The following is a 22377-nucleotide window of genomic DNA, read 5'->3' on the forward strand; positions in this document are numbered from 1 at the left end:
TGTTACTTTGCTAATGAGCGAGACCTGCCTTGTGATTGCCTAGCCGGATTACCAGCTCATAGACTGTTCCATATCATCAGATAGATGGTCAATAAAGGCTCTTAGTAGTGGTGTCACTTGTTTTCGTGTCCCATAGATTGCATGAACGCCAAGTATTTTTGGATGCCATTCTGGGAGTAATTGAACCAACAAGCCCTCATTCATTAATTGTTCCACTGAAGGGAAAGGCAACAAGCCGATACCGTTGCCTTTGAGTGTCGCAGAGAGCAGAACCTCAGAGGTATTAGCACTGATATTTCCTTTGATTGGTACCGACTCAAGGCCATTTGGGCCGTTAAATGTCCACGCTGTTTTGCCAAAGTAACTGAATGACAGGCAGTTATGGTGGGCGAGATCCTGTGCGTTGTTGGGTGTTCCTTTGTGTTTTAGGTAATTCGGCGCAGCACATATCACCGAACGACACTCGCCAATCTGTTTCGCTACGATATTAGGCGCAAGTTCGTTGGTAATGCGAATTGCTAAGTCGATGCGAGATTCAACCAAGTTTACGGTTTGATCAGTTGAAACGATATCAATCGAGACCTCAGGCCATCTCGCGATAAAACGTGTAATTGCGTCCATCAGAAAGCTATCGACAATGGAGTAGCTGGCAGTAATGCGTAACTGGCCTTTGAGGCTCTCTCGGCTATGATTTCTGATACTGTCTAGTGAGCCCTCGAGCGCGAGTAACTCTCGCGCGACTTCCAGTGTCTCTTTACCTGCGCTGGTCAAACTCAAGCTTCTGGTCGTTCGATGGAGCAAGCGAGTATCCATCCAAGTTTCTAGCTCTCCTAAATAGCGTGTTACCTTGGTTCGGGAGAGATCAAGGTGCTCTGCTGCTGCACTTAAGCTGCCACGTTCAACGATGGTGACAAATACGTTCATCGCCTCAAGTTTATCCATGGTTCTTGTTACCTAAATGATTTTTAGCCTATTGGTCTGTCGTAAACAGTATAAGTTCGAAAATAACATATGTCCGGAAATTGAAATAGTGAAAGCCGATTTGATGTCTATTTTGTCTAAATCTAAACAAATAAGATGTTTCCACATTCAGTGAGTTGGCAGGAAGTCAGCTCTCAGCAAAGGAATCAAGTTATGAAAAAGTTACCTCAGCCCTTTTTAACAAGAACAGCTCTTTTAGGTACGATTAGCCTAGGAAGCATGCTAGTGGCGTCGAACGTTGTTTTTGCAGCAGAGCTTAATATCACTCATTACAATCCGGGAAAAAACGCAATATTTCCCGCAAGTTCAGTGCTTGTTTCAGGGGAAAAAGAGGTGGTTCTATTCGATGCACAGTTTAGTGTTGCGGACGGAAAAAAGCTGGTAGATAAAATCAAAGAGACAGGTAAAGAATTGTCGATGGTATACATCAGTAGTGGCGACCCTGATTTCTACTTTGGATTAGAGCCCATTCTTGAAGCGTTTCCAAACGTTGACATTGTCGCGAGCAAAGCGGTCGTCGAACATATCGAACGTACCAAAGATGCGAAGCTAGAATACTGGGGCCCAATTTTAGAAGACAATGCTCCCTCGAAAGTGATTGTTCCAACGGTAATGAATGACACCAAGTTGAGCATCGAAGGAGAAACCATTGAGGTGAGAGAGATAAATACTCATCAAGCTTACCTGTGGGTTCCATCGGAAAAGACCGTCTTCGGTGGCGTGTCTGTCTATAGTGGTGTGCATGTATGGATGGCAGATACGGCATCGAAATCGATTCGTGATCAATGGACCCAATCGTTAGAGCGTATCAAAGCACTTGAGCCTGAGGTTGTGATTCCAGGTCATTATCTGGGTGAAATGCCAACTGGTATAAAAGGGGTACAGTTCACCATCGATTACGTCGCAGATATTGAAAAGACACTCGAAAGTAAAAGTAACCCAACCTCAGTCGATATCAGTGATTACATGAAGGCAGCCTACCCGCAACTCAACGCTACGGAAGGCGATTTAGAGTTGGGTGCTAAGGTGCTGAGTGGCGAGATGGAATGGCACTAAGCCGATTATCTCGACTACGTCTCAGAAAACCCTGAAGTTTGTATGCTAGATTTATTAGTGATACACAACTGGAGATATCGATGATCTGGCTTTCGGTGAAAGTACTACAGATTGGACTTGTCTACGGATACAGGAAGTATCAACAAACAAAAAGAGCTCCAGTGTAGGAGCTCTTTTCTTTTGTTTTTCGAATAGCCTCATCTTATGTTGAGTAGTAAGGAAATAAAAACCGGTTCTGTCCGGTTTAATAACGAATAGCTAAATGAATCTCCTTAATATCACTTCACCGATAAGCGAAAGTATGTTGAAAATTGAACCCATTACACCTCACATTGGCGCTCGTATTCATGGATTAAACCTAGCGGATTGCAGTGAAAGCGAACTTGATGATGTGTACAAGGCACTTGTTACTTATCAAGTCATTTTCCTCGATGAGCAAAGCCTTTCACCTGAACAACACTTGGTGCTTGCAAAGCGTTTTGGAGAGCTTGAACCCGCTCATCCTTTCTTCCCACGTGTAGAACAAGTACCGCAAGTCAGTGTGATAGAAACCACTCGAGGCAATGCGCCAATGGAGAGTTATTGGCATACCGATTTAACCTGGCGCAAATTGCCATCGAAAGCCTCTCTATTACATGCTCAATACATACCGGATGTCGGTGGCGACACGATTTGGTGTTCGATGATCGCAGTGTTCGATTCATTAGATGAAAGCATGAAAGATAAGCTAAGAGGCTTATCGGCAACGCATTCATTAGTCGCGTTTGAAGGTATTGAATCGGATCAAATCGAGTTAGATTGGCATAAGTCACTGCTGAAAACCGCGCAAGAAAATCCGCCAGTGGTACATCCCTTAGTACAAGTTCATCCAGAAACGGGCAAAGAGACGTTATACATCAACGAGCAATTTACCCGTTATATTAATGAACTCAAACGTGAAGAGAGTGATTCACTACTTAGCCAGCTGTTTGAAATTGCACGACGACCAGAATATCAAGTGCGTTTCAAATGGAACAAGGGCTCAATGGCGATATGGGACAACAGGGTAACTCAGCATTACGCCGTGATTGATTACGGTGACACTCCACGGAAAATGCATCGAGTAACGGTGACCTGACGGCAAGCTTAAAAAGTGACCAAAGGTACATCATGCATGCTGATCTCTTGAACCAAGCTCTCGTACTTAAATTTAAGTGTCAGCAGGGTACATTAGTAATCTAAGGTTAATAATAAAAACAAATGTGTTGGTACATATTTGATTGAAACCTCACTGCTAGGAGCTGATGTGTAATATAATTGACGCTAAATCATAAGAATAAAAACCAAACTATAAAATTACTAAACGTTAGGGCTTAGAGAACAAAGTATTTCGTATGAACGCGATTCGTAAGGTTTATCAGTACGCCGAACCAAATCTAACCTTAGTAGGGTGGATGGGCTTTGTCGGCTTCCCAATTTACTACATTGTGTGGGAATTTTTGTTTCCGCAACCTTATGAAAACTTGGCGCTTCGCCTGTTTTGCTCTGTATTGTTCTTTGGCATTATATTTCGCAACCGTGTTCCATTTGAATGGCGAAAATACCTTCCTGCTTATTATCAAGTCACAGTAACCATCTGTTTGCCCGGATTCTTTTTCTACATGCTGCTAATGAACAACTGGTCCAACGTTTGGGTTATGTCATTCATGTCGGCTATTTTCCTCCATATTTTATTAGTGCACGTGACGAGAGTGATGTTTGCACAAACCTTTGCCGCTATCGGGATTGCAACCTTGTGCGCTTGGATTTCACAAGGCTACTACTTAGAACTCACAATGGACTGGACGCATGTGCCAATCTTTTTGTTTATCTACTTATTCGGCAACTTGTTCTACTTCCGTAATCAGGTGGAACATGAAAACAAGGTGTCATTGGCGAAGTCTTTTGGTGCTGGTATCGCCCACGAGATGAGAAACCCCTTAAGTGGTTTATTAACGTCTATTGATGTTATGCAGTCCATCTTACCGAACCCTAAAAGTGGGGTTCAAAAAGGGCAATATGCTTTAAGCAATGAAGAAGTGATACAGCTGCGTGAAGTGAGCGACGAAGCTATGGAGATCATTCATTCCGGTAACGAAACGATTGATCTGTTACTGACTTCAATTGATGAAAACCGAGTATCTCGCTCAACGTTTAAGAAGCATTCAGCGCAAGCTGTGATTGAGGATGCAATAGGTAGCTTCAATTACAAGCGCTCAGCTGATAAGTCAGCAATCTCCTTGGATGTACAGAATAACTTTGAGTTTTTGGGCAGCGATACCTTGCTGAAATACGTCATGTATAACCTCTTCAAGAATGCTTTCCATCATCGCAGCCCTGAAGATTTTCATATTCATGTCACTATGTGCAGTGATGAAGTGACTAACCAAATTATGGTGACCGATAACGGTTCTGGAATTTCAAACGATATCATTCGTCGTATTTTCCAAGATTTTTACACCACAGGCCAGTCGGGCAATTACGGCTTAGGTTTGCCATTTTGTAAGAAGGTAATGCGCTCGTTTGGTGGTGAGATTAAATGTCAGTCTGAAGTGGATCAATGGACACAGTTCACTATGACGTTCCCATCTTTGGTCTCCAATTCGGTGCAGGAAATCAAGAGTGAACTGACCAAACTTAAGACGGTGTTGATGGTGAGTGATCAGAAAGTGCTTACCAGCAAAATGACTGAAATATCTCGCTCTATGGGCTTTGACCTCGTTATTTTGGATGTTGCATCCGCGCTTAAAAATAAAGAATACCAATTCGAGTTCGACTTGATTTTCGTTGATATGGAGAGCTTGGATTTAAGAGCAAGCTGCCTTGATAGGATTGAATCGTTACTTTCGTTCACTGAAGCGCGAATCATTTACCTGTATGAGCGACATCCTATCAAGCGTGTCCGTAACATCTCTTTTGAGCCTATTTGGGTGGAAACACAAGTCTGGCTACTGAATACCAAAGCGACCATCGACCGTTTACTGTTTGATTCCAACTATGTGATGCCATCGGTTTCTGTACAATCACTAGAGGTCAGCAATAAACGGACGATTATGGTGGTTGATGATAACGAATCTCTACGCCGATTTACCGCAATGTTATTGGAAAAACAGGGCTTTGATGTTGTGCAGAAAGAAGATGGACAGCAAGCCCTAGAGGCATTAGATACCGATGATATCGACTTGATCCTAATGGATATCGAAATGCCAATTATGGATGGTGTTGAAGCTTCTCGTCGTATTCGAAGCGCCGATAAAAAATACTCGTCGGTGCCGATCATCGCTCACACGGGTGACAGCTCTCCCGTCACTTTGGAGAAAATGGAATCGTCAGGCATGTCGGACTTTATTGTGAAACCGGCGGACAAAAATCGACTGTTCGATAAAATTGCTCACTGGATTTAGCTTAAGTAATAGCTTAAAGCTCACAGGCTTTTGGTAGACATAGATTTAAGAAAGAGCTCAGCGAATTGCTGGGCTCTTTTTGTCGCGCGACATGATAGCGTCCATTCAGTCCTGCCGTTTGTGTTGGTTATTGCAGACCTTTTAGAAAAAGTTTCTCGTAAAAAGCTTCTAACAATAAAGGCTATAACAAGGTTACACGAACTCTAATTCCGGGTGATTGTACGCTTCATAACAAACCGTGAGCACATGGTCAATATCTCTTGGTGTCATGTCTGCATTCACTGAAAAGCGAATGATGTTTTTGTTCTTGCCAGTTGCAGGGCGGCAGAAAACGGCACCGAACACATCTCGTTCTTCTAGGAAGTCACGCACACGTTCAGTATTTGTCTCATTGCCGCACTCCAACGCCACAATTTGAGACTCGCTACGGATATTAAAGCCAATTCGCTTTAGACCCGCAACAAGCGATTTTGCCCGCTTGAACAGGGTTTCTCGTTTGTCTTCTGCACCTTTGATTATCTCTAAAGTTTTCTCTAAACGAACCACTTCCTGTGGTAACACTGTCGAGCTAAAGATCGCAGGGTACGCGACGAAAGGTAAGGTTTCTGAAAGTTGTTTCGGACCAAGGATTGCGCCTGCCCGATAAGCAAAGGTCTTTGCCAAGCTGACGGTGATGAAGTCCACTTTGTTAGTAAGCCCCAGAGCTTGAACCAAGCCGGCACCATTTTCCCCGTGTGTCCCCAATGAATGCGATTCATCAACGACCAATGCGCAATCAAACTCTTGCGCCATTTCGCAGATGTCGTGCAGTGGGGCAATCGTGCCAATCGTACTGTAAACCGAGTCGACAACGATGACTCCCGAGCCGTGACGTTCTAACTGTTTACGTAGGTGGCTCATATTATTGTGCATAAACGGGTGGGCAACAGCGCCTGCAGCGCGAATGCCTTCCCATAGCGACATATGTGCAAGAAAGTCGATGTATACAGGTGTACCTGGTGGGCAAATGGTTTGAAGCAGTCCAATATTGGCCGCCCAGCCAGACTGAGAAAGCAAACAGCTTTCCATTCCAACATAGCTCGCAAGCTCGGTTTCAAACGCGGGCTTAGACTGCTCATCTTGTAAAAAAATGGCAGACATCACCACGTTGTCATCGTGCTCACAGATCGCTGATTGATGGGCTTTTTGGATCTGCGTATTGTGTGACAGTGCTAGGTAATCATTGCTCTGCATCACAACGGATTTTTGCTGAGGTCGTTTACCCAAGACTAAGTGCTTTTTGCTTTCGTTTTGGGTAATTAGATCTTGAATATAGAAGTTCAAGCGTTCTTCAATAAAGGAAGGTAGTGGTTTTGTTGCTGATTTATCACTCATAATAGTTCTCTTCAAATACAGGAAAACGCCAGCGCTGACGGCTGTATATTGACGATAAAAAGTGATGTGTCATTAGCCAAGTTGCATATTTTTGTAGGTGCTTGCAAACTCAGCATTTAAGGATTTTGAGGCGAGTGATTTTCCTTACGGTTCGGGATTTCAACCTAAGCCATATAGGAATAATAGCCTGCTTTTTAATGGCAAAAGGCTCTTAAAATTGGGCTATCAAAAGGCTTTCAAAAAAGCTGGTTTTGAAAGGTTACGGTGTGTTAGCTGTGAATGTTGATAAGTTCTAATAAGGCGTCTAATTGTTGCTTGGCTTCACCTTCCAGCGAGTATCCAATATTGATGCGTAAGTAGTTACTGTATAGATCGAGAGTGCTGAATAGGTGCCCGAGCCTGATATCAAGGCGCTTCTCGGTAACAGCTTGAGCAAAGGTTGGTTGATTCAGGCTTGGTATTTGCAGCCAAAGTACCATGCCACCTTGCGGGTTACTTATCTTCACGTCTTGAGGAAGGTGTTGGGCTAAATAACTAAGGTATTGCTGGCGCAACGAAAGGATTTGAGTACATCTTCTTCTAACGTGCTTTGCGTATTGGCCAGATTCGATAAAGTCAGCAACAGCGAGTTGAGTCGGTAAGGCAACGCCATAGCTCGCGGCAGAAAACTGTGCCTTGTATTCATTAATATACCTTCCCGGTAAGCACCAACCTAAACGGTAGCTCGGTGATAGGCTTTTCGATACAGAACCGCACCACAGTACATAGCCGCCTTTGTCATAGTATTTCGCTGGTAGTGGTGTGTGTGATGAGTAAGAGAGTTCTAGATACACATCATCCTCAATGATTGGCACTTGGTAATCATTAGCTAACTCAGCCAGTTTTTGTTTTTGGTTGGCAGACATATTGATCCCTTGGGGGTTCATATGAGAGGTACAAAAGATCGCGGCATCGACTCGTTTGTTCTTCAAATGAGTTTCCAGTTGTTGTAAGTCGACACCATCATCGAGAGATGGGATCTCGATGATTTTACGTGACATCTTTCCGAGCAACTCCAGAATGCCGTTAAAACAAGGTGAGCTAATCGCAATGGTGTCGCCTTCTTTGGTACACGATTCAAGTGCAGCCTTAATTGCCGACATGCAACCTGCCGTGATCACCATTTCTTCAGGTGAAAAGTGCACATCGAGCTTGGCAAAGTGAGTAGATAATGCCTGTCGTAACATCGGCTCACCTTGTGTATCTGGGTATTGGTTGAGCCTGCTTCCCATCCGTTTAATAGCGCGTCGAAAACTGCGTTCCAGCTCAACGACCGACTGTTCATCATTGGTGGTGCTCGAAACCCCCAAAGGCCCGTTGATTAAGTTGTGAGTCGATGACGTTTGCTTAACGCTCGATACCTTACTTTCAAACCGTGCCCACTCAGGTGTTGAGTGAGCCGGCTTGTGAGGTGAAACAAAATAGCCCGCTTGTGGCCGAGAATGAATCCAGCCTTGCGATTCCAGCTCTTGGTAGCAGCTTACAACGGTCGACATGCTGACGGCTTGTTGCTTAGCCAATTGACGGAGCGAAGGCATGCGCCCACCTTCAGGTCTTTTCCCCGTTTCTATTTCATTGATGAACTGATTCGCTAGCTTTCTGTAAATGCTCATGGTCACGACCGAAATTAACTGTACTGGTTTTTATTGTAAAAATTGTATCTGTACCGGTTTTGTTGTTCAAGGGATACTCATTAAAAACAAAGGAGGGGGACAATATGAAAAGAAATGATTTGTTGTTAGCAGTATTCGTGATGGCAATTTGGGGGTTCAATTTCTCGATGATCAAAATGGGTGTGACCAATGTTCATCCATTGTTGGCAACCGCCGCGCGTTTCTCTCTCGCGGTGATTCCTGTGATATTTTTTGTGGTAAGACCGAATGTCTTGTGGCGCTATTTAGTGAGTTATGGTTTTGTGTTTGGTGTGGGTATCTGGGGCATGGCTTCGTGGTCAATCACAGCAGGGCTCTCTTCTGGGCTTTCATCGGTATTACTGTCAACCAACGTATTAATCGGCATGGCGGTTGGCGTATGGGTGTTCAAGGAGAGTGCTTCTGTTCGTAAATTAATGGGTGCGATGTTAGCCATGTGTGCTTTAGCGGTATTGGTATCTGCGGCAACAGGTAATGTCACCGTCAACGGTGTGATATTGATTATGATTGCGGCATGTAGTTGGACGCTGATGGGGGTAATTGTTAAAGCTTCAAAAACCACTCAGGCTTTTGCGTTTAACGTGTGGGGGATGTTGTTTGCGCCTGTTCCGCTGGTGTTGTTTGCTGTGATGTTACACGGGGATCAAATCATCTGGCAGGGGATTGAACAATGGGATTGGAACACAACGATTGCGGTGCTATTTCAGGCTTACCCAACCACGCTATTTGGTTATTGGGTATGGAATAAATTGTTAATCCAGTACCCACTCAGTACAACGGCACCATTGACCTTACTAGTGCCAATCTTCGCCTTAATCAGCGGCTATTTCATGTATGACGAAGTGTTATCTATAGCTCAAGTCGTCGCTTCAGTGCTGTTTCTTGTCGGGATCGGTTTGATTGTTAAACCTGCGAGTACGGAGCGTACTGATAGGACCGCTAAATTCGTGAAACAGTAAGTACGCAATGCTGTCTGAACAATGGGCACTGTTAAGGCATACCTAAACTAAATTTACTGGTGCTTTGAGTTTTGGGTGGAAAATACCTTTGGCGCCCATGTCGACAATAGCATAGTCGTTGACTCCTTCACTCACTCGGCTATGCGACTGACTGATCTTTAGAGTTTTGAACATTAACTCCTCAAGCTTGGTGTTATATTCTTTAAATTCGTCTTCGGTTAGCCTAAGTTTGGTCGTAATAAAGTAAGCTTGTTTGTCATTTGCATCGATATATTGCACGGCCTGTTTTAGAGCATCTATGACTTGGTTTTTGAACATGACGCTAAATCGCGCTTGTTCAGAGAAAGCTATATTGGCAGGTACTATGACATGGAATTTTAAGCCTAATAACATTGTTATTAGATTTAACTGTTCAAGTTTCCTTAGGTAGATATGCAGTGATGGTTCGTTTAAGTCAAAACTGGCCATTAACTGCTGGGCGTCTGCTCCTTCATTTACAATCTCTTGGAAAATCGTAAATAACGCGGGCTCTATGCAGAAGGCAGCGTCTTGCTCACCCGTAAATAGTGACACCGAGGCCAATGCTTCTTCTGCTTCTGTGATAATAGCTGATAGAGGAAGCTGAATTAATTTACATATCTTTTGTAACTTCAAAATAGAGAGTGATTGATGGCCGTTCAGTAATCGTTTAATGCCTATTTCGGAGATTCCTGAGAACTCTGAAACTTCTTTATAAGAGATACCAGCCTTTTTTAAATGGCGTTTGATTGCTGTACAAATTTCGTCGTCAAGTGCATCCATTACTCTATACCATCACTATTTAATACACTCAAAGTAGCACAAAGTGTGACTTTTATAATTCCCTTTGAAATATAAGCGATCATTTTTGATACTTCCTTTCAGTGGCAGGGGCTATTTGAGAGGTTAAAGATGGATTTAGGATTAAAGAATATCAATGTTGTTGTCACTGGAGGATCTAGTGGAATTGGAGCAAAAATAGTTGAAGGCTTTGCCAATGAAGGGGCGAATGTTTGGTTCTGTGGACGTTCTCAACATCGGATAGATAAGCTGCTTATACAACTCGGAAAGGTGGCTAAACAAGTTGTCGGCAAAGTCGTTAATGTTCACGATTTGACGCAAATGAAAACTTGGGTTGGGTCTATTCCTAATATCGATATCTTCGTTCCCAATGTAAGCACGCTTTCTGATGAGTGGGAGGATGTTCTACTGAAAGATATTGACACCACGCAGCAGGCCATCACGTTAGTCTTACCTAAGTTACTTGAATCGCGTTGTGCTGCAATAACTTATATTGGCTCAAAAGCGAGTGGCTATACTGTTTGTGACGCTAATGCTTATGGGGCGGGTAAGGCTGCTTTAGCCCATTACATGAAATCCTTGTCTTTGACTTACGTTCCTAAGTTGAGGGTTAATACCGTTTCCCCTGGAGACACATATATTGCTGATGGTTTGTGGGGGCGGTGTAAGTGCGAAGAACCGGACACCTTCCAGAAAGTTGTCGATAGAAATCCAATGGGTCGCTTGGCAACCCCTAAAGAAGTAGCCGATGTTGTCACTTTTATTTCAAGCCCTGTTGCGAGTTTTGTCTCGGGAGCTAACTGGTATGTTGATGGGGCAGCAACGACCCATGTCCAATATTAGCTATGTCGGTATAAACTATTCATGCCGATTCGAATTAAATTCTGAAATGATACAAATCTCATATTTAATACTGATTATTTACTAACCTCTGTTGAGTTCGATATCAAATCAAGTAGCTGATTTCATTGAGTATCGGAGAAAAGTCTCAAAATTTATTATTTATATCGTTAAAGTTTTTAATTCTTACTTATCGTCTTATTTTGGAGTTTAACTCTGATTGGTGGCTTGGGAATAGATGTTTTTTAGCTATATATGTAAATTTACAAGCGCGTTATCTTTCTGATTTGAAAGAATAATTAAATAGTTGAGATAAAAAAGTTGGCGAAAATCAGAAGCTTGGCATACACTTTCCTTGTAAACGGCCTTATCTTATTGATTGGATAGGGTAAATGCTTTGGCGCTACTGGCGATGGTAGCAATGTATAACATAGCTTTGAGGAAAGTTTTATGGCACTCACGAAGGCCGATTTGGCTGAGAACCTGTTTGAGACACTCGGATACAGCAAGCGGGATGCCAAGGAAACGGTTGAAGTGTTTTTCGAAGAAGTTCGTAAGGCACTTGAAAATGGCGAACAGGTAAAACTGTCTGGTTTTGGTAACTTTGATCTTCGCGAGAAAAACGAGCGACCTGGTCGTAACCCGAAAACTGGTGAAGACATTCCAATTTCTGCTCGACGTGTTGTTACTTTTAGACCGGGACAAAAATTAAAGGCCCGTGTCGAGAATATTAAAATCGAGAAGTAGCCAAGCAATAGACCACGCCTAGCGTGGTCTTTTTGTTTTTAGTCTGGCAATTATTGTTGTTTCTCTCTTTCAGTCTTTCAGTCTTTTATCATCTCGCATCTCGCATCTCGCATCTCGCATCTCGCATCTCGCATCTCAGATCTTATAGTCTATCTCGTCTCCACATATCCCCAATCAGTCTTCATATATTACCCATACATTTAAAATGGACAGCTAATTAGTATCTATTCAGATTATGTTATTTGTTTTTTAAATGTGTTCAGTGGAATTGAACAGAGGTTAAATCTAATTGAATTTAAATCACCCGAGTGATTTGCTGTAATGCGCTCAATAAACAGCCAGTTAATCTATTTTGTTGATCTAAATCTAAGGAGAAGCTTTGCGTAAGTCCGCTTTAGCTTTGATGTTACTCTTTTTATCGACTGTCGCCTCGGCAGCGGAGTACCAGCAACTTGCCAATATGTGCATTGCTTGTCATGGCAGTAACAACGATACCTCGTTTCCCTCTATCCCAAACCTTAAATGGCAAAACCAAGTCTACCTTACTGAGCAACTGTCTGACTTTAAAAGTGGCAAGCGTGAGGACAAAACGATGTCCAAAGTCGCGCAACTATTGTCAGAAGAAGACATCAAGAAGTTAGCCAATTACTTTTACCAACTGAATAACACAGGGTCACCGCAATGAGTTTAGATAGAAGACAGTTCCTTAAAGCCGCGCTTTCAGCAACCGCAGTATCTGCATTGCCAGTATCGTGGGTATTTGCCGCGAATCGCCCTGAAGGTTTAGCTGCACTGGATATCAATGCATTAACGTGGGCAAAAGCAGAAGATCTACCGGATTACTACACCGTTTTAAATACCAACCCTTTGAATGCGTATCCGCCAGAAAGTATGCTTGCGCCTGCTGTGACACCTGCAGATGTTCCTTTTGTTCGTTGGAATGGCTTGATGCCAGACTTTACGGAGATGAACCCTGATACTTGGACCTTCGAAGTGAAAGGTGAATCCGTAAAACAGAGCAAAACCTATACGATAGCCGAGCTAAAATCTAAGTTTAAGCACCATACCCAGAGCTTGGTGCTTGAGTGTGGCGGTAACAGCCGTAACAATTTTTATCCAAGCACCAAAGGTAATCAATGGAACAACGCTGGTGTCTATTGCTCACAGTGGACCGGTGTGTTGTTGAGCGATGTGCTTAAAGACTGTGGCATCAAAGATGATGCAGTTTATGTCGGTAATCATGGCTTTGATAAACATTTGAGTGGTAAAGGTGAGGCGATTTCACGAGGCGTTCCTATTGCAGCTGCGATGAACGATAACGCATTGATTGCATGGGAGATGAATGGTGAGCCGATCCCTTATCTCCATGGTTATCCGCTACGAACTGTATTTGGTGGCCGACCGGCTTCTGTTTCTCAGAAATGTACAACAGGTATCAGTATCCGTAACAAGATCCATGATGGTCATAAGATGGCGGCTCCTGCTTATCAAGTACCTAAGAACCCAATTGCCCCGGGTGAGAAAGTGGACAACAAAGATTTCCGAATCATAGAAGAAATGATTGTGAAATCGCTGATTACTTCTCCTAAAAGCGGGACAGAGTTTGCTCTCGGTAAGAAGATCAAAGTTAGTGGCCATGCATGGGCAGGGTTAAGAACCGTTGAGAAGCTGCAAGTGAGTTACGACTACGGTACTACTTGGCACGATGCAAAGTTGAATAAGCCAGTAAACAAGGGCGCATGGCAACAATGGGAAGCGGACCTAGACTTTCCTATGACTGGTTATTATGAGATATGGGCGAAGGCGACCGACAGTGAAGGTGATAGTCAACCTGTGGTGCAACCGCAGTGGAACCCCAAAGGTTACCTGTTTAATGGTTGCCACCGTATCGCAGTAAGAGTGTCGTGATGCCTTCTATTTCTAATAAGCCTATTGATGGCAGTTCTAAACTTACTAATTTGATTGATGGCTACTCATTTCACGCAGACTCAAGCCCGGTCAGTAAGCGCAGTTACCGTAAAGGTATAATGAGAGCGGCATTGGTGTGCAGCTTGTTAACATCGATGCTTGTTCATGCTGGAGATATTCCAGAGAACCCGAAAGAGTACTATGGTGTAGATAAAGTATCGGGTCTGATTATGGCACCCGGTTGGGAGACAGTGAAAGGGCAATGTAATGCCTGTCATACCAGCTTAATCGTTGCTCAGAACAGTGGTAACAGAGAGCAATGGCGCGAAACCATTCAATGGATGGTAGACACTCAAGGTCTGTGGGATCTGTCTGATACTTGGGATCCGGTACTGGATTACCTAAGTACCTATTATCAGGACAAAGGCATCGACATGAATAAGTATCGTCGTAAGCCTATTGATAGCGCATTGGTGCCACCTATGCCAGGAGAGGGCCAATGATCATCAATCAATTAAAGCGAACTTCTTTTGTTCGCGGAGTTGTTACGATAGCCGCTGCTGCAGTGATTTTGTCGTTGTCGGCGTGCACCGACGAACAACCGAACACTGAAAACAAAGTTGCCTCACGCGTCGAATCATTAGGTATAGAGTCAGAACCATCGGTAAAGCTCAATTCGGAAGCTAAAACCGAGGTTGAAAGTCTTGTTGATAACAAGGCCGCTGCAAAGGATTACATGCCTAGCTTAGATTCTGGTGAAAAGTTGGTTCAGAACCTATGTAGCCAGTGTCATGGCGATAAAATCATTCCTTTCGTACAATCTTATCCAAACATCAAAGGTCAGAAAGCTGGGTATATACTTAAGCAGCTCCGTGATTTTAAAAGCGATGAACGACAAGATTTGTACATGCAGTCGGTGGTCAAACATCTTTCGGATGAAGACTTACAAGACGTAGCCGCATTCTATGGCACGTTGAAGCCATTGGATTTATACAACCGCACTAAAGAGTATTATCACCAGTAGATGGGACTCTCTCGAGGCTTTAGTTAAGTTGCTTTCTACGAGGTTTGATAAGCAAAATAGTAGATAAAAGAAAGGGCTGCGATTATGCAGCCCTTTGTTGTTTTTGTTTATGATAAGCACTCAGCCAGTGGTTAAGCCGCTTTAATGTGCGTTGTAATGTATGGTTGCCATGCTTGTTGGTAAAGCTCTAAAGATTGGCGTCTTAGGCTATTGATTTGTGCCGCTTCGATATCGTTAATTGGGCGATGTTCTGCAATTGCGTGACGCTCAATACCTTGGATGATTTCATACAGCTCGTGCTCAGGGCCACTTTTCACATCAGCAATTGCTCTTAGGTGAAGTTGAACCTCAGCAATAATGTTGGTTTTAGGCAAACGAACCAACAAGTTGAGGTCACGATAGCCAGAATCAGCTGGAGACTTAAACTTGTTTTTTAGCTTAACAACGTCTGCTTCACGGCTTAGTGCTTCGTAGACTTCAACCAAGCTCTCTACATCGTTCGCGATAATAGTTGCACGGGCTAGGTCAGTAATTCGTGTGACATCACCATCAAGCTCAAGGGCGATTTTTTCTTCTGCACGAGCTTGAGATTTAACGCCTGCAAATAGCGCTTCAGAATTAGTGAGTAGGGCAGTACTTTTACAGATAGTCTCTAGTTCAGCTTGGCCTTGATGCGCTTTGCTGTACAGAATGTCGAAGTCGGTATAAGGCTGAGTCGGACGTGAGTCGAATGCTTTTATGCCATACAAGCCGCTTAGGCTATGGCGGAATACATTTGATGAAACTTGGTTTTGCGATGACGCTGTGCGCGATTGATCAGTTGAACTTGTTGAAACAGGTGCTGCTGCGAATGCAGGCGCTCGGCTCAATACTAAAAGCATTAGGGCCGTCGTACGGAGAAATACACTCATTCAAACTCCAAAATACAAGGTTACAAAAAACGGGTAGCTAAAAGGGGTAACCAGTAACGCATAAGAGTAAAAACAGCTTAACTAAACTCACTACATATTAAATGGGGCTAGCTAAGACAGAAACCAACTCTAACGTTTAATATTGCTTTAAAATGTGAACATATAGACAAATAATCCAAGCGTTGGTTCCGCAATTTTCAGAACTTTGAACTTAGCCAGTTTCCGATTTTATCGAAACCAATTTGGCACTTTAAACCAAGCTAAGGTTGCTCTTGCCTGTCTATACTGTACCCTTGCATTATGACTGTTTAACATGAACGAAAGATGAATAATCCTGAATTTTGGCACAATAAATGGGCAGCCAACCAAATTGGTTTCCACCTTGAAGATGTAAACCCACTTCTGATTGAATTTTGGGAAAAGACTGAGCCTAGCTACGAGAAGAGTGTATTTGTTCCACTCTGTGGCAAAAGTGAAGATCTGATTTGGCTAGCGTCAAAACATGAAGACGTTCAAGGTGTTGAACTCAGCCAGATCGCCGTACGCGCTTTTTTTTCTGAACACTTCTACACGCCGACAGTGACTCAAATCAGTGGTCAGCACGAGCTTTACCAATTCGATGAGCTGAGTGTTTATACCGGAGATTATTTCACTGCGCCAATTCAGCCTGTCGACACTATTTATGACCGTGCTTCTTTGGTTGCTTTGCCTGAAGAGATGCGGGTTCAGTATGTAGAGCGTTTGAAACAACTGCTGAAACCGGGCGGTAAGGTCCTTCTGGTGACTCTGGATTACGACCAAAGCGAGATGGCGGGGCCTCCGTTTAGCGTACCTAAACTAGAGATCGATCAGTTGTTCTCTGGATACAAAATCACATTGTTAAATCAAGATATTGCAGACGATGAACATCCGAAGATTGCTAAGAAAGGCTTATCTCGATTCAGTGAGGACGTGTATTTGATTGAGTCAGATACATAAGTTCAGTTTGCTTCGTTAAGCCAACAGGTAACACCAACAAAAAGACGGGCTCGGTAGCCCGTCTTTCTTATTATTCAGATTTGAACTCGTGATTGCTTTGAATTGAATTGCTGGTTAGTAAATCATTTTTACTTTCGAAGCGCTTTCGATGGCATCTTCGATTGCTGTCTCTGTGCTATTGCGACGAGTTAACGCCACACCAAGACGACGACGGCCGTCAATGTCTGGCTTACCAAACAGACGAACTTGCGTTTGTGGTGCCTCTAATGCTTCTGTAAGGCCTTCAAAACGGATGTTAGTTGATGTGCCTTGACCAAGGATTACTGCAGAAGCACAAGGGCCATAGTGAGTAATTGATTTGATTGGCATCCCCGTAAATGCGCGAACGTGCAGTGCGAATTCCGATGAGTCTTGAGACATTAATGTCACTAATCCAGTATCGTGTGGGCGAGGGGATACTTCGTTGAAGATAACGTGATCGCCTTTAACAAAAAGTTCGACACCAAAGATACCGTGACCACCTAATGCATTAACCACTTGTTCAGCTGTGTATTGCGCCGCTTTAAGTGCATTGTCTGACATTACTTGTGGTTGCCATGATTCGCGGTAATCACCGTCTTCTTGGCGGTGACCGATAGGTGCGCAGAAGTGTACGCCATCAACAGCGCGAACGGTCAGAAGGGTGATCTCGTAATCGAAATCAATAAAGCCTTCAACGATCACGCGACCTGCGCCAGTGCGCCCGCCTTCTTGCGCGTAATCCCAAGACTTCTGAATGTCTTCTTCTGTCTTGATGACACTTTGGCCTTTACCAGAAGAACTCATTACTGGCTTAACAACGCAAGGCATACCCACGAATTCAACAGCAGCAGCAAAGTCTTCAAAGGTATCTGCAAAGCGGTAAGGTGAAGTGCTCAGTTTCAACTCTTCTGCGGCTAGGCGACGAATACCTTCGCGGTTCATCGTTAGCTTGGTCGCGTTCGCAGTTGGAACGACATTTAAGCCTTGTGCTTCTAGCTCCACTAGCTTGCTGGTGGCAATAGCTTCAATTTCAGGAACCACATAATCTGGTTTTTCTAGTTCGATGATTGCTTGAAGTGCATCGCCGTCTAACATGTCTAATACATGGCTACGATGCGCTACTTGCATCGCTGGCGCGTCTGCATAACGGTCACAAGCAATAACTTCCAAGCCTAAACGTTGGCACTCGATAGCAACTTCTTTGCCGAGTTCACCTGAACCTAATAGAAGTACACGAGTAGCATTTTCACGAGTAGCAGTACCAAACATAGAAATTCCTTCCGATCTTTTGAACGATTGATTGAAAACGGGGTGATCATACTTATTTCAATGACAAAAGCAAACGTTTGCGCGAGTTGTTGCGTTAATTACAGGCATAAAAAAAGCAGCCCTGTTAAATAGAGCTGCTTATTTAAACTTTTGTTAACCAGATGTACTTAGATTGCTAAGTAAGTCACTGGAATGTCGGGATTAATCGCTTCTAATGTAGATTGCGTATCCGCCAGATGACTGATGCTACCTTCGCCGATTTCAACCAAAGCAGCACTTTCAATTTCTTCGAAATTGAAGCCAGCCAGTTTCAGTTGAATCAAGGCTACTTGTAGAGGAGGCAGGCTCGGATTGAACGCCGCATTTTCTGCGTAAGCACCGGTGAAAACCTCACCTGACGTAAGCTGTAGTGAAACACCACTTAGGTTTTTGGTGTAAGGAGCGTGGCTGCGGTTTAGTGCTGCTAGCGCTTCTACAACAATAGGTGTTGTTTCTTCTGTCGTGTATTTATGATCAAGCTTAGTCATTAGGCCAGTTGTCACACCTAAATCAGCAGGGCCGAACGAGTCTGGCAGGTATTCTTGTAGTGACATCTCATCACGTTGCGGAAGCTGAACTTTAAGCTCTTTTGCTGTGGTCAGTTCATTCATAAACTGGCGACAGTGACCACAAGGGCTGAAATTGATTGTGATATCTGAGATGCCTTGTTCGCCTTTCATCCAAGCGTGGCTGATTGCAGATTGCTCAGCGTGAACGGTTTGACCAAGTTGAGCACCAGCGATTTCAAGGTTTGCACCAAAATACAGAGTTCCAGACAAACCACGTACGATTGCACCAACATAAAAGTCAGATAACGGAGCGTAAGAATACGCTGCGGCAAAAGGAAGTAGCGCAATACGTAGCTCGTCATCCGCTAAACCACTTGCTTGCAGTAGGCTGGCAAATTGCTCTGGAGACAATGTCGCGTCAAAGTTGTCTGCTAATACGATGTCACTCAAAAGTGCTTTGATTACTGTTGGAGCACTTTCCAGCGCCAGGGTAATACGACTGTTCATGTTGAATCCTTAATTGACCTTAGGCTTTAAGTTTATGCAATGTTCAGGAATTTTCTGTGATAAAGATCACTATTGAATTGTTGTTGTTACATTGGTTTGCATAATTAGAGTGAGGTCACACTTGAAATCGATTGCAAGAGCTATTTCCACAGCTGATATCTCACTTACTGCCCGTAATAGAGCGTGATTTGACTGCTATTACTGAGTAAATGCGATAAAAAAGCCCAAGCCAACCCTGAGATAATCAGAGTTCTGCTTGGGCTACTTGTCATGCTTTAAACCGTTAGCCAAATTTATTAGGTAACCAATGAACGAGCAGCGTTTAAACTGTAATAAAAATGGTTAAGAGTAGAACCAAACTACAAGCGAAAATACACTCGGCGCGATAATTGAGGTAATAACGCCACAGAGCACAAGCGCTAGAGAACTGAATGCAGCATCTTCTTGGTTCTTTTCAGCACATGTCGCAGTACCTAAAGCGTGAGATACGGTACCCATGGTTAAACCACGTGCAATAGGGCTCTTAATACCAATGAGGTTATAGATCGGGTAAGCGAAAGTGGCTCCAAATAGGCCAACAATCAATACCAGTATTGCCGCAATTGCTGCTTCACCACCCAAATGGCTCGACACTTCCATAGCAATGGGGGTGGTGACTGACTTACCTAACAAACTCGCAATCAAGCTTAAGTCCGCTTTAAAAGCCACAGCGATTAATGCGGTTGTTGTCATCGACATTACACTGCCTAGCGTGCAAGCAAAGGTAATGATGCGCCAGTTGGCTCTGATTTGAGGTAGCTGTTCATAAAGCGGGTAAGCAAGTGCAACAACCGCAGGCTGAAGCATGTAGGTAATCCAGGTGTTGTCAGCATAGTAAGTCTCAAACGGCACTTTAAAGAACGTGAGAATCGGAATGATGATACCAATGCTGATAAGCAGGGGATTACACAGTGGTGAGTTCACTTTCTGACTTACCCAACGAGCAAACAGAAACACCACGATAGTTAATAGAATCCACATGATTATTTACCTCTCGCCAGCAAGCGGTCTAAGAACCATGATAAAGATACCAATACGATGAGCGTGCCACCCACCGCGCTCGCCATAATAGGCAATGCATTCGCGATGAGCATTTCGAAATGATCCATCAACCCAACACTGATCGGAACAAACAGTAAGATCATTAGGCGGATAATCAAGCTTGCACCGGGTTGTACCCAATGCGAAGGCACAATACCAATCACCATGGCGGCAAATAGAATCAACATGCCAAAAATACTGCCTGGGATTGAGGTATCCAAAAAGTGCTGTAACGCGTTGCCTGCTGTAAGCGCACCTATGATTAAGGTGAAGGAGATTAAGCAGTAAACCAGTTGGATCAATCTTTCTTTCAAAGTGTTACTTCTCTTGATAATGGAATTAGCTAGCTAACTTTTCTACGTACTGATAAACCGCCTTCAAGATAGCCATTTTCTTCTCGTCGCTTTCATGTTCGTGCGCGAGGTTTTCGAGGTTAAGCATGTACTCTTCTAAACGGCTCTCATAAAATTCACGACAATGGTTCGCCCATTTCAATTGTTCAGCTTCGTCGAGAGTCCATGGGAAGTTACGTGCACGGTAACGGAACAGTAACGGTTTAATACGTTCGTCACCAAAGGTGATATCCAAAGCTGCCAAGTTGTTCGGGTCAGTTTCGCGAATGATGTTCATCGCTGTTTTATCAGCAGGTGAAAAGAAACCGTCGTAAAGGTGTGTATCAACATCATCACTTTTCTCGTACTCACGCTCTTGTGAATACAAACCGATCAGCTTCTCACGGATCTCTGGATGTTCACGTAATAGAGCTAAGTTCTTCAAGCATTGCTGGCGATCGATACCGATGGTTTCGGCGTTTTCAGCCGTCAGCGTTTTGGCTGGAGCAAGAATAGGGCACTTGTTGAGTTGTACCAGTTTGATTGGTACCGGTAGCTCATCTTCACCTAGTTCACTGCGTTTGGTGTAGAGTCTGTCTCTTAGCTCGTCGGTATTTAGCTCAAGCAGCGGGCTAGGGTCTTTCGCTAAGTCCACTACGATAACGGCGTTTTGATTGGTCGGGTGCCACGCCATAGGAACAATCCAGCTTGTGTAATTGCAATCTCGACCAAACATACCCGAAACGTGCATCAAAGGTGTCATGTTTACGATATCAACTAGGTCATTCAGCTTACGCTTATGACGCATGTTGTAAAGGTAATCGAACATCTTAGGCTGTGCAGCTTTCAGCTTCTTCGCTAACTCGATGGTCGCAATAACATCGGCCATCGCATCGTGCGCGTTTTCGTGTTCAATGCCGTTTGCCACAGAGAGATGTTCCAGTTTGAAGCTTGGATAACCTTCTTCATTTTCTGGCCACACAATACCGTCTGGGCGAAGTGCGTGTACGGCGCGCATGACATCTAACAGATCCCAACGCGAATTACCGTTCTGCCAGCTCCATGCGTATGGATCGATGAAGTTACGGTAACAGGTGTATCGCGTTACTTCGTCATCGAATCGAATACTGTTGTAGCCAAGGCTTGTGGTGTTTGGTTTCGCTAACTCAGCGTGGATCTTAGCGATAAACTCTGGTTCAGGAAGGCCTTGTGAAGCCGCTTTTTGAGGTGTGATACGGGTGATCAATGCTGCTTCAGGAGCAGGAAGGTAATCAGCAGGAGGTTGGCAATAGATAACCAGAGGTTCTCCAATAACATTGAAATCTTGGTCGGTACGAACACCCGCAAATTGACTTGGACGATCTTTCGCTGGACTAACGCCCCAAGTTTCGTAATCGAAAAAGAAGTAGGTCGACTGATTATCTGAACTCATTGAATTTCCTGAACAGCAAGCGGGGCCCGTTTACTGTGGCTGAAGGTTAGTTTTGTTCAGTATCTGATAGTATGCGGTACGCGTGCAACCCAGATCACAAATAAATTGCCGTAAAACGGTGGTTTACTATTCAATCGAGTCGATAGGCGTGCTTTAAAATCCAATTGTGACTATTTCTTAGTAACGATTCTTCCTTTTACCTCTATACCTAGGTCTTCATGAATTGGGTTTGAAGGTACCGCGAACGACCTTGTTTACGGTTTACTCTAGCGACGATGGTTAGAGGTGCACTCGTTTTTCTTGGACAGGTGTAAGCTATCGTACGAGTGTTTAAATCGCTGCATCTGCCTGTGTGGGGCTCTGCCCACGCAGGTGTCCATCTTCAATATAATTCTCTTAGCTTTAATTAATTTTTGGGGATTTATGAGTGTAGAAATCAACTTAATTGGTGAGTTGTACTTGTCTCATTTTTAATAAT

General features: G+C 43.7%; 21 protein-coding genes. 11 read left to right on the plus strand and 10 right to left on the minus strand.

Going from position 1 to position 22377, the window contains the following annotated elements; translation table 11 throughout:
• Window positions 1–48: 48 nt before the first annotated feature.
• A complete protein-coding gene (locus tag OCV56_RS06640) occupies window positions 49–942 on the minus strand; it encodes a LysR family transcriptional regulator (protein ID WP_086713195.1) in 894 nt (297 codons plus the stop codon).
• A gap of 192 nt (window positions 943–1134) precedes the next feature.
• Here OCV56_RS06640 and OCV56_RS06645 point away from each other — a divergent pair, with 192 nt between their 5' ends.
• The 3 genes from OCV56_RS06645 to OCV56_RS06655 all read left to right on the plus strand — a co-directional run bounded on the left by OCV56_RS06645 (window position 1135) and on the right by OCV56_RS06655 (window position 5459).
• Window positions 1135–2037: a Vmh family MBL fold metallo-hydrolase gene (locus OCV56_RS06645; RefSeq protein ID WP_086713196.1), complete on the plus strand. Its 903-nt coding sequence runs from the start codon at window positions 1135–1137 to the stop codon at window positions 2035–2037.
• Between the two features lie 301 nt (window positions 2038–2338).
• Window positions 2339–3154 (plus strand): TauD/TfdA dioxygenase family protein, encoded by an 816-nt coding sequence (locus OCV56_RS06650; protein WP_086713197.1) that lies wholly within the window; start codon window positions 2339–2341, stop codon window positions 3152–3154.
• Window positions 3155–3410: 256 nt separating this feature from the next.
• Window positions 3411–5459, plus strand: coding sequence for an ATP-binding response regulator (locus OCV56_RS06655; RefSeq protein WP_086713198.1), 2049 nt, complete (start codon window positions 3411–3413; stop codon window positions 5457–5459).
• Window positions 5460–5651: 192 nt separating this feature from the next.
• On the opposite strand, the gene cqsA is transcribed toward OCV56_RS06655, so the two are convergent.
• Both cqsA and OCV56_RS06665 read right to left on the minus strand, forming a co-directional pair.
• Window positions 5652–6833 (minus strand): alpha-hydroxyketone-type quorum-sensing autoinducer synthase, encoded by a 1182-nt coding sequence (cqsA, locus tag OCV56_RS06660; RefSeq protein ID WP_086713199.1) that lies wholly within the window; start codon window positions 6831–6833, stop codon window positions 5652–5654.
• A 269-nt stretch (window positions 6834–7102) separates the two neighbouring features.
• Window positions 7103–8485 (minus strand): aminotransferase-like domain-containing protein, encoded by a 1383-nt coding sequence (locus OCV56_RS06665; protein ID WP_086713200.1) that lies wholly within the window; start codon window positions 8483–8485, stop codon window positions 7103–7105.
• Between the two features lie 104 nt (window positions 8486–8589).
• On the opposite strand from OCV56_RS06665, the gene OCV56_RS06670 reads away from it, so the two are divergent.
• Window positions 8590–9483, plus strand: a complete 894-nt coding sequence (locus tag OCV56_RS06670; protein ID WP_086713201.1) for an EamA family transporter — start codon at window positions 8590–8592, stop codon at window positions 9481–9483.
• Window positions 9484–9525: 42 nt separating this feature from the next.
• Here the strand turns inward: OCV56_RS06670 and OCV56_RS06675 are convergent, their stop codons facing one another.
• Complete coding sequence (locus OCV56_RS06675) at window positions 9526–10284, minus strand: helix-turn-helix domain-containing protein (protein WP_086713202.1); 759 nt, start codon at window positions 10282–10284, stop codon at window positions 9526–9528.
• Between the two features lie 129 nt (window positions 10285–10413).
• Between OCV56_RS06675 and OCV56_RS06680 the strand changes: the two genes are divergently transcribed.
• The 6 genes from OCV56_RS06680 (at window position 10414) to OCV56_RS06705 (ending at window position 14821) form a co-directional block, all read left to right on the plus strand.
• Window positions 10414–11145: an SDR family NAD(P)-dependent oxidoreductase gene (locus tag OCV56_RS06680; protein ID WP_086713203.1), complete on the plus strand. Its 732-nt coding sequence runs from the start codon at window positions 10414–10416 to the stop codon at window positions 11143–11145.
• Between the two features lie 447 nt (window positions 11146–11592).
• Complete coding sequence (gene ihfA, locus OCV56_RS06685; protein WP_004734853.1) at window positions 11593–11889, plus strand: integration host factor subunit alpha; 297 nt, start codon at window positions 11593–11595, stop codon at window positions 11887–11889.
• 379 nt (window positions 11890–12268) lie between these two features.
• On the plus strand, window positions 12269–12574 hold the full coding sequence (locus tag OCV56_RS06690; RefSeq protein WP_086713204.1) for a c-type cytochrome: 306 nt from the start codon (window positions 12269–12271) through the stop codon (window positions 12572–12574).
• On the plus strand, window positions 12571–13797 hold the full coding sequence (locus tag OCV56_RS06695; protein ID WP_086713205.1) for a molybdopterin-dependent oxidoreductase: 1227 nt from the start codon (window positions 12571–12573) through the stop codon (window positions 13795–13797). The genes OCV56_RS06690 and OCV56_RS06695 overlap by 4 nt, the downstream gene beginning before the upstream one ends.
• Window positions 13797–14300 carry a cytochrome C gene (locus tag OCV56_RS06700; protein WP_086713206.1) on the plus strand — a complete coding sequence of 168 codons (504 nt, stop codon included), beginning with the start codon at window positions 13797–13799 and terminating at the stop codon, window positions 14298–14300. The genes OCV56_RS06695 and OCV56_RS06700 overlap by 1 nt, the downstream gene beginning before the upstream one ends.
• Window positions 14297–14821, plus strand: a complete 525-nt coding sequence (locus tag OCV56_RS06705; protein WP_086713207.1) for a c-type cytochrome — start codon at window positions 14297–14299, stop codon at window positions 14819–14821. Before OCV56_RS06700 ends, OCV56_RS06705 begins: the two co-directional genes overlap by 4 nt.
• Before the next feature lie 131 nt (window positions 14822–14952).
• On the opposite strand, the gene OCV56_RS06710 is transcribed toward OCV56_RS06705, so the two are convergent.
• A complete protein-coding gene (locus OCV56_RS06710; protein WP_086713208.1) occupies window positions 14953–15732 on the minus strand; it encodes a RelA/SpoT domain-containing protein in 780 nt (259 codons plus the stop codon).
• A 324-nt stretch (window positions 15733–16056) separates the two neighbouring features.
• On the opposite strand from OCV56_RS06710, the gene OCV56_RS06715 reads away from it, so the two are divergent.
• Window positions 16057–16710, plus strand: coding sequence for a thiopurine S-methyltransferase (locus tag OCV56_RS06715; RefSeq protein ID WP_086713209.1), 654 nt, complete (start codon window positions 16057–16059; stop codon window positions 16708–16710).
• A 114-nt stretch (window positions 16711–16824) separates the two neighbouring features.
• Here the strand turns inward: OCV56_RS06715 and purT are convergent, their stop codons facing one another.
• The 5 genes from purT to sbcB form a co-directional block, all read right to left on the minus strand.
• Window positions 16825–18000 (minus strand): formate-dependent phosphoribosylglycinamide formyltransferase, encoded by a 1176-nt coding sequence (purT, locus tag OCV56_RS06720; protein WP_086713210.1) that lies wholly within the window; start codon window positions 17998–18000, stop codon window positions 16825–16827.
• 167 nt (window positions 18001–18167) lie between these two features.
• Window positions 18168–19055 carry a cytidine deaminase gene (gene cdd, locus OCV56_RS06725; protein ID WP_086713211.1) on the minus strand — a complete coding sequence of 296 codons (888 nt, stop codon included), beginning with the start codon at window positions 19053–19055 and terminating at the stop codon, window positions 18168–18170.
• Window positions 19056–19397: 342 nt separating this feature from the next.
• On the minus strand, window positions 19398–20075 hold the full coding sequence (locus OCV56_RS06730) for an LrgB family protein (protein ID WP_086713212.1): 678 nt from the start codon (window positions 20073–20075) through the stop codon (window positions 19398–19400).
• 2 nt (window positions 20076–20077) lie between these two features.
• Window positions 20078–20449, minus strand: a complete 372-nt coding sequence (locus OCV56_RS06735; protein ID WP_086713213.1) for a CidA/LrgA family protein — start codon at window positions 20447–20449, stop codon at window positions 20078–20080.
• A 25-nt stretch (window positions 20450–20474) separates the two neighbouring features.
• Window positions 20475–21899: an exodeoxyribonuclease I gene (gene sbcB / locus OCV56_RS06740; protein ID WP_086713214.1), complete on the minus strand. Its 1425-nt coding sequence runs from the start codon at window positions 21897–21899 to the stop codon at window positions 20475–20477.
• Window positions 21900–22377 lie beyond the last annotated feature (478 nt).

Source organism: Vibrio gigantis (assembly GCF_024347515.1).
Classification (GTDB): domain Bacteria; phylum Pseudomonadota; class Gammaproteobacteria; order Enterobacterales; family Vibrionaceae; genus Vibrio; species Vibrio gigantis.